Here is an 11,940-nt window from a genome sequence, read left to right on the forward strand (position 1 = left end):
ATTAAAACAGGTTTTTTGAAAGCAGGGCGATGGCCAGTACAAAGGGCAGAAAAACCAGCAGGATGGCTAATGAGAGCGAGAGATATTTCAACAATCCTTTTACCGGCTTTTTGAGTATAACCAGCAACCACCCGCCTGTCAGGAATGCCAGCAGCGCCATCACTACGTTTACAATAACCGGAATGCCGGTATACAATACGGCAAACAACGCCGGTTCAATTACGATCCCCGAAAGAACCCCGTAAAGTCCTCCTGCCAGCAGGGCCGATCCCAGCAACAGCGCCCCGTATTTCAATCCTTTTTTAAAATAAACAAGAAAATAACGGGCTGCCGGTAATGCGCCAATGGTCTGTAATACCGCTTCATCTTTAGGCGGCCTGGGTGGCACGGCGCCCTTTTTCCCCTGCTGTTTTTTAAACCGGGGCCACCAGATAATAAAGCCCGTTACAAATAATAACAACGGAACCAACCCTCCTAAAAAGGCCAGGATGCGGGTAGGCAGCCCCCCAAATGTACCCAGGTGTAGCGGAACCAGCCAGGTTAGATAGCTGTTGCCAATATTCGGGAAATCGGTTTCGCTGTTCAATAATAGTTTACCCGTATACTGATCGATGCTCAGCATGATCCGGTTGCCTTCCTTCGATACGCCGTCAGACCGCATATCAAACCGGTAGGCGGCCGTGCTGTCTGCTGGGTACGCAATGCCCCGGATAACGGCACGCGGAAATTGCGCCCGTGCAACGGTTGCCGCCCCCGTGGGGGTTAATGCCCTCTGCCCCTGCCCCCATGCAGATTTTTGCCCGAAGATCTGTTGCACCGATTGCGGCGACCGGCCGGTAAGGATAAATAGCAGTGCAATAAAAACCGGCCCGAACGTTAGCGCAAATCCCGTTAGCGATAACATGACGACTACCGGCGCCGAGTACACCCCCAGCACATTGTGCCAGTCGTAATTTTGCCGTTTCCACCCGGATCTGAAACTTACGGTAAGCACCGACCGCCATTGTTTCCATTTCCGGTATTGCTGCGGCACCCAAAGCCGCAGGCCGCTGACGGTAAGCACCAGAAGGCAAAGCGTTGCCAGCCCCACGATATATTGCCCCGGACCGTGCATCAGCAGGTTGGTATGCAGCTCGGTAACAAACCCGATAAACGAACTGTGATGCAGGCGCTTACCTGTGAGAGCTGCCGTGTAGGGGTTGATAAAAAATTGCTCTTCGGTGGTAAAGTTGTAACAAACATAACTGATATTGGGGTCTCCCTCCTTCGGCAGGAACACGTAGTCCACTTTTTTTCCGGGATACTTTTGCGGCACCAAAGTGGCAATTTCCTCGATCGAATACCGGCGCTGGTGCTCCATCGCCCGGAACAGGTCTTTATTCAAAGCCTGGTCGATTTCATCTGCAAAAACCAGGATACTGCCGGTAAGTCCCACTACGCAAAGTACCGCACCGGCAATGATGCCCAGGTAGAGATGCCATTTTCCAAACCAGCGTTTCTGGTGAACGGCCCATTGCAGTCTTTTATTTTTTCGTTCCATTTTGAAAGATTGAAGCCGGTGCAGCTTTCTGATTCCCGCAGATAATTGCCGGGCTTTGTACTGATTTCGCAAAAACTCGGTCCACGGTGTATTGATCTGTTTCAATCAGCCGGAAACGCTGCTGCCCGATTCCGGTAAATATGGAAGCAGCTTTATTCAAAAAAAACACCTCGGTCAATGGTTACCCGGAGCATATCCTTTAAAATTTATAGGCAATGGTCCCGATCAGTTGCCGGGACATCTGCGGAATAAAATTGGTCCAACCCTTCCAATATTTTTCGTTACCCGCGTTGTTCACTTTCAACCCGATCCGGTACCGTTTGCGGTCGTATGTAAGATGCGCCCCCAGGATGGTGGCGGCCGGAAGGATCAGCCTGCCATCAAAATTGCTGTTTACGGCGTTCGATTCGCCGGAATGATTCAGGCTGAAGCCCACACCCAGTCCATCCAGTACGGTAGTGGTAAACGTATAATTCGTCCAGAAATTAAACGTATGATAAGGTCCCGCAGGTACCGGGCGCAGTCCGTTCACATCGGCATCGGCCTTTTGCATCTTGCTGTCGTTATAACCATAGCCGAAGAGCAGTGTCCAGCCCCTGTAAGGGTTAGCCAGCACTTCTACCTCCACCCCTTTGCTGTGCTGTTCTCCGTCCTGGATGCTGAAATTGGGCGCTGCCGGATCCTGGCGCACCACATTTTTTACAAGAATATCATAATAGCTGATACTTCCGGTGAGCTTATTTTTAAAGAGCGCATATTTAATCCCAACCTCTTTCTGGTTGGCCGCTTCGGGGTCAAAAGCAATGCTGTCCCTGCTCAGTCCAAACTGGTTGGTAAAACCGTTCTGATAGTTGGCAAACAGCGACAGCTGGTCCTTAACCGGCATGAAAATCAATCCGAATTTTGGAGAAACCTTGGTTTGTACCGGCTTTACTTTTTCGGGGACCGCATCCTTTTGTTTATTGTCAAACCGGTCTACCCGAACACCTGCCGAAACGATCAGCTGATCCGTAATATTGGTGATATTATTGATATAACCGCTGAATACATCCGAATGCTGGATATAAGGACTGGCATTTACATTACCCCTTGTCTGGTAGGCATTATCGATATTCGGTTTGTTGTAAACGAGGCCCGATCCGGCCCTGCCGCCGGCATCTGCCACATCAAAAAGATAAGGATAGGGCGCTACCCCATGTAACAACCCGCTGAAATAATAATAGGTCACATCGGAGCGGTAAGAAAGGTAGTCGAGTCCCGCAACCATACGGTTCCGCAGTTTGCCGAAGGTATAGTCGGAAACAAAGTTTTGCTGTATGTCGAAGGTCTTGGTACTTCCTACGGGCTTCCAAACCATACGGGCGATGCTATCGGTACCCGGTACACCAAAATCAGGCGTACCGCCGGCCAGCGTATGCAGCAGGTTTGCGGGATAGTTGGGAAGCAGGTACTGGAATGCGGCATATCCCCTGTTATGACTCAGGCTATAGGTAACGGCTGTTTGAGAAGTCCAGTTACCAGACAGCTGGTAACGGGCATCCGCAAAAAATGAGTTGGTATTGGTTTTGGAATAAACATCGTTTGCGATGAAGGACCGGTTATAATCCAGCTTCAGTTCGTTGATCCGGTCTGTGCCATAAGCCTCTTTCAGTGTTTTGGGCGCCCGGGCCATAATCCCGTCTGCTGTTTCCCTGGGCAACCGGGCATACAGCATAGAGCCCAGCAAGGCATTGATGGTGCTCGGCGGCAGGATGAACATAAAATTGCCGCCATTGCTGTTTCCTTTAGAGCCGGCAATCTCTGCATCGGCATTCAGTGTAAAGCGGTCATTGGGCTTGTAAATAAAAGAGGGCGCAAGAATATAGTTTTGCTGGAAACCGGCATCCTGCCAGCTGTCCTGGTTCTGCCCGGCCACATTTATCCGGAAGGCCATCTGGTCTTTTTTCAACACCACGTTAGCATCGGCAGAAGCCCGCATAAAGTTATAAGAGCCGTAAGCCACATCAGCATACCCTCCGTTGTAGAAGTATGGCCGTTTGGTAATGCGGTTGATCAACCCGCCATAGGAATTTACGATGCTTCCAAATAGGGTACCCGAAGGGCCTTTCAGCACTTCGATACGGTCCAGGTTGGCCATTTCAACATTCGTATTTACAATATTGGGCAATCCGTTACGGGCCTTGGTGGTGGTCTGAAAGCCCCGGCTCACAAAAATGGAACCGCCGTCCGGGCGGTTGGTCGCATCCCAGATCTTCGACATTCCGGTTGCATTTTTCATAGCATCTTCCAGGCTCATGGCGATCTGCTTCCGCAGGATCACATCCGGGATCGCCGTTACGACCTGTGCATTTTCCAGGTTAGCAAGCGGCATCTTATTCGAGTACACGCTTGCCCGGTTCATGATCTTGCTGGTTTCCACGATCACCTCGCTGAGGTCTTTAGAGGTTTCCCGGATGCGGAAATGTAATTCTAAATTGGTGCCGGGGTGTAAAGAAACCGCTTTTTGTTCCCGGATATCTCCCGTAAACGAAAGTTCCAGCGTATATTCCCCGGGCTTAATGTTTTTGATCTGGAACAAGCCGTTCTCATTGGAAACAGTTCCCCATTTGGTGTCTTTGAGCACAATGCTGATCTGCGATACCGGCTGTCCGTCTGCAGTAGTTACGGTTCCATGGATAGAGGCCTGTTGCGCACATAAAAACAAAGCGTTACTTATAAAAAGCAACGCCATCACTAACTTCTTTATCATATATCGTCTTATTTAAAATCAGGAGGCAAATTTACCCGCGGTTGCGGCCAGCCCCGTTCCGAGATCGGGAAAAATAAGACGTGTATTTTTTTTTCGGATTGCGTAAATGAGATGTAGGAATTGAGATGCGAGACACGAGAATGGAGCTGCGAGAATTCATATCTGAAATCTGACATCTGAAATCTTGTGTCTCCTATCCAAAAAGCGAACTGCTCAGATACCGGTCGCCGCGGTCGCAGGCAATAAAAACAATGGTACCTTCCTCCAGTTCGGACGCAACCCGGAACGCCGCCGCCGCCGCACCACCCGTGCTCATTCCCGCAAATACTCCTTCTTCCTTCGCCAAACGCCTTGTGTAACCGATGGCTTCCTGCTCGGTAATATCCATCACACGATCTACCCGCTGCGGTTCAAATATCTTCGGCAAGTAGGCTTCGGGCCATCTGCGGATGCCGGGTATGGAGGCCTCTTCCGTGGGCTGGCACCCGATGATCTGGACGCCGGGGTTTTGTTCCTTTAAATACCGGGAACATCCCATAATGGTGCCCGTGGTACCCATGGCGCTTACAAAATGAGTGATCGTTCCCTGGGTATCGTTCCATATTTCGGGACCGGTAGTTTTATAATGTGCACGCCAGTTGTCGTTATTCGCAAACTGGTTTAAGATAAAGGCCTCTCCCTTTGCCGCTTTTTCTTCTGCATAATCACGGCAGGTTTCCATTCCGTTGAGCAAGGTTACCCGGGCTCCAAAAGCTTCCATGGTCAGCGTGCGCTCCCGCGTAGAGGTATCGGGCATCACCAGCTCCAGGTCCAGGTTATAAAACCGGGCAATCATGGCCAGGGCAATGCCCGTATTGCCACTGGTCGCTTCCACCATTTTGTCGCCGGGTTTGATATCACCCCGCTCCAGGGCAGACGCAATCATGTTTAAGGCGGCACGGTCTTTTACGCTGCCCCCCGGGTTGTTACCCTCGAGTTTGGCGTATATTTTTATGCTGGGATTACGATTGAGGTTTTTTAATTCCACCATCGGCGTATGGCCGATCAGTTCCAGTAATGAAGCCATTTTTTGATAAATTCTAAATCCTAAATATCAAGTTCCAAATATCAAATGTCAAATATCAAATTCTAAATGCCAGCAAACGGCTACCGGCTCTTACTCCAGTATATCCTGTTCTACCAGGTCGATCGACGGACGGTGATAAACCTTCGAATTGGGTGGAATACTCCGGGTAAGCCATACATTTCCGCCTACAATACTATTGCTGCCGATCACCGTATCCCCACCCAGGATAGTGGCATTGGAGTAAATGACCACACCGTCTTCCACTGTAGGATGCCGTTTGCGGTCCATCAGGCTCTTGTCTACGCTAAGCGCCCCCAGGGTTACCCCCTGGTAAATTTTTACATGATTGCCGATAACAGTCGACTCCCCGATTACCGTACCGCTGCCATGATCAATACAGAAATAGGCGCCGATGGCAGCACCGGGGTGAATATCAATACCGGTAATGCCGTGTGCGTGCTCCGTGAGGATCCGCGGCAAATGCGGTACCTGCAAGGCAAGCAGGGCATTGGCGATCCTGTAATACGCAATGGCAAAAAAACCCGGGTAGGCCCGGATCACTTCAAAACGGGTTTTAGCTGCCGGATCACCCGAAAGGATGGCTTCGATATCTGTATTTAACAAGCGATACAGATCGGGCAACCGGTGAAAAAAATCATGCGCCTTGTTCGATACCTGTTTGCAGGTATCCGTAACTGCAAGGATCGATTCCAGCTCCTTCTGCCGGAGACCGAATTTATGCTGCACTTCTTCCGTACTGATGGGGAAGCAATCGGCACGCTCGGGAAATAATAAACAAATCAGCGCATCTGCCCAGGATGAAATTACCTGGTTGGGAGGTACGGCGGGCACGCCCTTCTGCGATTCAAATATCTGTTGATAAAAATTTGGGTCCATAATCACCTGATCATACCCCACAAATCTACCATAATAATTAAAAACCGTTGCTAAAAAAATACAAAACAAGCAGAACGGGTATAAAATCGGTTTTACAAAACAGCGCAGCATTCCTTCACCTGTTGAGCGGGCGGCCGGTGCACTTATATTTTTAGGATATGCAGTAAAAAAAAGTGCATCAACAATGAGTGCATCTGCAGCCAACATGAATTCCGGCCATATTTTACGGCAGAACGGCGAAAATCCCGGGCATTTCATCGAATAATAAAACAACCGGCCTTGAACTGTATTATTTTTATGACGGTTTAGAGGGCTTAAGAGGGCTACAGGATTTTTCCAGATCATTGTATTCCCTCTTATTTTTTTGTCCCGTTTACCCCAATATCTTTGGTTCCTGCTGATTCTGTAATTCGGATTGGATACAAAACAAAGCCAGGGTGGAAACCCCGGCGGAACTCTAAGTTTTAATCTTGTTCAATTGTGGAAGCAAATTATTCAATATTCCGATATACGCGTATCACGAATTTTAGTGACAAAAACCTCCGGTGTACGCATCAAGGATCACATCATTTGCCGCAAATCCATGCGCTGCCACCCTGGTCGGCCGGTTTAGCCGGCAGGCAGGCATTCAGATCGTTTTAATCCTCCAGATTGAGCCGTTTTTGGTGGTCTGCTTTTCCAGTACGCCCGACCTACTTAACGCGTTCAATATTTTTTCACTCTCTGCACGGGGCGTGTCCGAAAGTACTGAAAACTCTTTTGCCGTTAAGCTGGGGTACTTCGAGAAAAGAGATTCCCAGTTTTTGCTATAGGTCGTTTTGGCGGCGACGGGATGAAGTTTTAAAACCGCTGCTTCATAAACGGCGTAAGGCTTTGTGCCATATACAAGCTCTTTGTTTCCATATGGATCGATAAAAAACAGGGTGGGAAACCCACGTACGCCCAGCATTCCTGCAACATTCAGATCTTCTTCAAAAACCGTTTTGGCCGTTCCCCCGAAGTCCGTTTTCAGTCGAACGGGATCCAGCCCTGTTTTTTTGGCTGCTGCTTCCAAATGCTCCCAGCGGGTAATATTCTTTTTTTGCAGGAAAACCATTTCGCGGATCGTTCTTAAAAACCATACAGCTTTTTCCCGGCTCTGCAGCTGCGCTGCCTTGAATGCGATGGAAGGCGGATAAGAAGAAGCCAGCGGATCCTCCAACCAAATGTCGCCATCAATTGGCATATCGTAATAAACGCTTACTTCGTCCCAATGATGCGCAACATCCGAAGGCTTGCTGATGCCGCCGCTGTTATAGCTCCAATCGGGCAGCAGGCCGCCCATGTGGTATTCGATTTCAATGCAGCCGGCATATTCCAGCTTCAGCTTTCGCAATTGCGGCTCAATGCCCCAGCAGGAAGAGCAAATCGGGTCTGTGAAATAAAGAATCTGAACCGGTGTTCCGGCATCCTGAACAGGAATTTGTTTTTCCACGGTACCGGCAGGTATTCCGCAGATTCCTTCGGCCGGGTCGCAAAGAAGCGGGTGATCTTGCTGTTGCATCGTTTAATTTATTTTTATCTTTGTGCAAAGTTGCATCGTATAGCGCTTTCCCGCAATAAGTCAGAAATTTATGACCACTCAGAATTTGACAAACAACCCGGAAACCTGTCCTGCACAGGGGCTTTTAAAAGCACTGGCAGGCAAATGGAAACCCGAAATTTTCCGTCTGGCCATGGAGACACCACTGCGGTTCAATGGTTTGCTGCGCCAGATCCGGGGTTCCAACAAACAAACCCTGTCACTTGCCTTAAAAGAGCTGGAAGAGCTCGGCTTGTTGGAAAAAATCATTATCCGGCAGAAGCCATTGCATATAGAATATCATTTAACCGGAAAAGGAAGATCGCTGGTTCCTGTTTTCCTGCAACTGGAAGGGATCGTATAGAAACAGGAATAGGTTACCGAGATAGGAGCTTTAAATAGCGCCTGTCGCTGATATTGTTCAACAACCGGCAACCGGCACATAAGAAAGGGTTGCAAGCGTATTGGTTACAACCATGCGCGTCCGGGACCGGGTTTATTTATGATTAAAAATCAAATACTTTAACCGCTTTATTTGTCAAAATACCTGTCAAAAGAATAATCCTTCATTTAACTTACGATTTCTAACTGCTGATGCGAAGGGAAAGAGTTAAGGCTTGGTTTGAAAATATTCCAAGTCAAGCGTTCGTAGTTCATTGTGAAGCACAAAAATTCAGGCGAAGTCAGTAACGGGTTCTTATATAACATGGAACGTACGTTATCCTGTATTTTTTGAAACTTACTGAAAGAATGAATACCGGTCAATGAACGCATCTGTTATAATGCGCATTGAAGAAACGGAAACTATAGTGCGGAGATTATAAAAAGAAAAACAACAATAAAAACATCAGAATCATTTAAAACACCATTGCCACTATTGAACATTCCAGCAGATTGGTTTTAAATGCGGCGCAGTTTTAAGAAGTTATAGCTCATTTATATTAAACGTACGCTCCACAGGCTGGGCCGACTGAACTTTCTCTCTAACTCCGTATTGCCATGCCACCACTGTTACCTTTACCGGGAATTTTGCCCGCGGCGGTATTTTGGTGAATATTATTTCATCCCCCTTTAAACAAGCCGGGCCTTCTTTGATGTAATAAAGAACCGGTAAGCCACTATCACTCCTGGCGTTCAATTTAACCGACACGGTACTCCTCGTCACATCGTTTATTGCAGGAAAGAATATTTCCTGCCGCTTTCCATCTGTAAGCGGATAGGGTATTTTATAGTTAAACTGTTGCACGGAAGTTTTATAAACAGCGTTGCCTCCGGCAGACGCAAAAAGCCAGGCATCATTGGTTCGTTTGGAATTATCCAATCCCATCCGGTAAAATGCCAGGCGAAATGTAGTATCGTTGATCTTTTCAACAGGCCCGCAGATACGATCAATAGCAATCCGGGTAGCAGCATGGACATCAGACAATACCCTGTGGGTAGCATCGGTAAAAGTAGCAGATAAATGATAAGTGAGGCCATCCTCTGCCGGAAGGATGGGACTGTTACCATATTGCGCATGCGTGGCGCTGCTGAAAGGCAACAACTTTCCCATCCATTGAAACCCCAGGTACTGCATCTTTCTGCCTCTTTTCCTACTGTAATAGTTTTCTGTAGCTACCGCCATCTCTTTGTCAAAATACCAAAATGCGTCATGCACATCTCCTTTATAAGAAACAAATGGCGCAGCACCCGCCCTTTGTTTTTGATTGGGGTGCCAGCGTTCTGCCAGCCATCCTTTTTTATTATCTATTTTAATAAGTTGTACCGGCTTATCCAGGGAGTTGCTCAGGGACAATCTGAAAGCCACTGCTTTTTTTATAAATAGCGCCATATATGCTACTACTTCATCTGTAACGTCGAAATGGCCGTGGCCGGCGTCACCAAGAAAAGAAATACAGCTTTCGGGGTACATGACGCGAAATGCCAGCGCCGGAGTGACCCGCGCTTCCCACCATTCGTATTCCCCTTCGATCATTAAACCGGGAATACCGTCAATATTCCGGTTGCGCCCCCATTCAAGATTCTCCCGTCCATAACCTGTAAGGTTGGTACGCGGTGCATCGCCTTTGTACGATATAACTGCTAAGGTCCTGCCAGCGTTCCAGGCAGCAAAGTTCCACGGAAACGTGGCCATTGCAGAATGTCCAAGGGGAATAACCGGCGCATGGTTTAATTCGCTATAACCGCTTTTCTGAGCCAGGTCGCTCATCATATTGTCAAATACTGCCTGGCATCCGTTCCTGATATCCCATTGCTGGTCTATACCGGGCGTGATCCAAATAATAGCAATACCCAATTCCGACAAGGCCTTTCTAAAAGTGCCATGGTCAAAAATGGTTTCCTCGCACATATTGTGTTGCCCCAGCACTACAGCCTTCACCTGCCGGCAATCCGGAGGTATCCACAAAAATGCCTGGGCGTAGTCATTCGTTTCAGACGATACAAATCCTTTTACTTTGGTCGACCACTGGTATTCTGCACCTTGTACCTGTTGAAAAAGCAGGATTAAAAGAGGCATGAAAATGATCCATCGTGTTGAAGTCATTGAATGTTTTTTTATGCGCATAGAAGATTCAGGATGACCGCTGAAACCTGCTGCGTGAAGACACATGCATTGTCAGGCAATGAAAATAGAATCCAAGCCCATCATTTAAATACTACATTTTCCACATGCGCTCCAATAAATATCCGGGCCATATCCCCTGTTTTATACCAGGCGGGCTTACCGGGCATGTTATCAGCAATCTTTTTGCCGTTGATGAGCAAATTTTCAAAAATGATATTTTTAACCATCCGGGAGCTGTCATATCCGGCGATCACAGAGAGCTCCGCGTTGTTCCCGTTATAAACGATGTCTTTAAACAGCACATTTTCTATTCCTGAACCGGGGGCCTTACAATACTTTTTATTATAAAAGATACGGATATTCAAAAGTTGTCCCTGCCGGAAATCTTCTACCCGTATATCTTCAAATCTTACATCCCTTATCAAATTATTATCTCCTGCATTAATGGCAAAACAACCCTGATAGTCCAACTGCGCTTCTTTATGATCCAATATATCAATATTACGGTAAACCAGGTTTTGTATTGTATCCGGGTTTTCAGCGTTACCGTGAATGCCAATCATGATGGGGTGCGCCACATCCGCCCAAAGCGTAGCATTTTTCATAACAATATTACGGCACCCGCCCACGAAGCCCTTGCGGGTGGCATACACCGTAGTACAGTCGTCGGAGTTACGGCAAAACACACCGTCGTACAAAACATTATTGCTTGCAAAAACATTCATACCATCGCCCCAGCCATAGTAGCTGATGCTTTTTACATTTTTTATGGTGACACTGTCCGACCCTCCTACAGGGCATTGGGTAAGCGCTAATCCCTCCACTAATATATTCCGGGATCTTTCAATCTGCACAGCACCCTTTATCGAAAAATCGATAATACCCCTGCCGATGATCTTTACATCGCGCACCCCGCTTACCACCAACTGCCCTTTAATAACGGCTCCACCTGCCACATACACTGTTTTCCCCGAAGCGATCATTAATTTACCTCCTGGCACTTCATGCACACCAGGCCCGAAATATATCAGGTTCCTGTCTTTTTTATGAAGCTTAAAGTCTGGCATTGGATTGGCAAACAAATGAAGGTTATGAAAAATATCACCGTTGATCTCCACAGAAAGATTGACGGGCCTCGTTAGTTTAAAATAAAGGGTATTCCCTGATATTTTATGAGTGATATTATGTGAAAGTGGCCGGATACGTGCCGTATTTATCTGGCTGTTATTAGGAGTTACCGCTACTTCCACTTCGCCGGAAAAATCGAAGCTACACATAGAAGCCTGCATTACCGTATGCCTGGTATCTTTTACCTCGTCCACTTTTATGTTGTACTCATACAAGTCCTGCCATGCCCCTCCGGGTTTTCTCACTTTAACCGTAAAATCTTCATTATGCAAGGGGTCCGTTTCCGGGGCCGGGGCAGGATATACTGTTAGTTGCTGAGCCCCTGCAAATGAAACCATTGCCAGCCACGCCGCCATGGCTATGCTTTTCTTTAAGTTCATCAATGCCATTTTAAGACCCTTCTTTGTTTGTAACTAATAAGCGTTTCCATCAT

8 protein-coding genes are annotated in these 11,940 nt (G+C 47.6%); 1 reads left to right on the forward strand and 7 read right to left on the reverse strand.

The genetic code is table 11. From position 1 onward, the window contains the following. Position 1: 1 nt before the first annotated feature. The 5 genes from LL912_RS05720 to LL912_RS05740 all read right to left on the reverse strand — a co-directional run bounded on the left by LL912_RS05720 (position 2) and on the right by LL912_RS05740 (position 7,795). The gene (locus LL912_RS05720) at positions 2-1,540 is read right to left on the reverse strand and encodes a PepSY-associated TM helix domain-containing protein (protein WP_235552617.1); all 1,539 of its coding nucleotides are present in this window, start codon (positions 1,538-1,540) and stop codon (positions 2-4) included. 199 nt (positions 1,541-1,739) lie between these two features. Beyond that, entirely contained in the window at positions 1,740-4,289 is a 2,550-nt protein-coding gene (locus LL912_RS05725) for a TonB-dependent receptor (protein WP_235552618.1), read from the reverse strand. Positions 4,290-4,482: 193 nt separating this feature from the next. Then, positions 4,483-5,355, reverse strand: a complete 873-nt coding sequence (gene cysM / locus LL912_RS05730) for a cysteine synthase CysM (RefSeq protein WP_235552619.1) — start codon at positions 5,353-5,355, stop codon at positions 4,483-4,485. Positions 5,356-5,445: 90 nt separating this feature from the next. After that, the gene (locus LL912_RS05735; protein ID WP_235552620.1) at positions 5,446-6,252 is read right to left on the reverse strand and encodes a serine O-acetyltransferase; all 807 of its coding nucleotides are present in this window, start codon (positions 6,250-6,252) and stop codon (positions 5,446-5,448) included. Between the two features lie 628 nt (positions 6,253-6,880). Then, positions 6,881-7,795 (reverse strand): ClpXP adapter SpxH family protein, encoded by a 915-nt coding sequence (locus LL912_RS05740; RefSeq protein WP_235552621.1) that lies wholly within the window; start codon positions 7,793-7,795, stop codon positions 6,881-6,883. A gap of 70 nt (positions 7,796-7,865) precedes the next feature. Between LL912_RS05740 and LL912_RS05745 the strand changes: the two genes are divergently transcribed. Continuing rightward, positions 7,866-8,177: a winged helix-turn-helix transcriptional regulator gene (locus LL912_RS05745; RefSeq protein ID WP_235552622.1), complete on the forward strand. Its 312-nt coding sequence runs from the start codon at positions 7,866-7,868 to the stop codon at positions 8,175-8,177. 561 nt (positions 8,178-8,738) lie between these two features. On the opposite strand, the gene LL912_RS05750 is transcribed toward LL912_RS05745, so the two are convergent. Together LL912_RS05750 and LL912_RS05755 are read right to left on the reverse strand one after the other, a co-directional pair. Next, the gene (locus LL912_RS05750; RefSeq protein ID WP_235552623.1) at positions 8,739-10,358 is read right to left on the reverse strand and encodes a hypothetical protein; all 1,620 of its coding nucleotides are present in this window, start codon (positions 10,356-10,358) and stop codon (positions 8,739-8,741) included. A 101-nt stretch (positions 10,359-10,459) separates the two neighbouring features. After that, on the reverse strand, positions 10,460-11,887 hold the full coding sequence (locus LL912_RS05755) for a glycoside hydrolase family protein (RefSeq protein ID WP_235552624.1): 1,428 nt from the start codon (positions 11,885-11,887) through the stop codon (positions 10,460-10,462). Positions 11,888-11,940 lie beyond the last annotated feature (53 nt).

The organism is Niabella agricola (assembly GCF_021538615.1).
GTDB classification, from domain to species: Bacteria; Bacteroidota; Bacteroidia; order Chitinophagales; family Chitinophagaceae; genus Niabella; species Niabella agricola.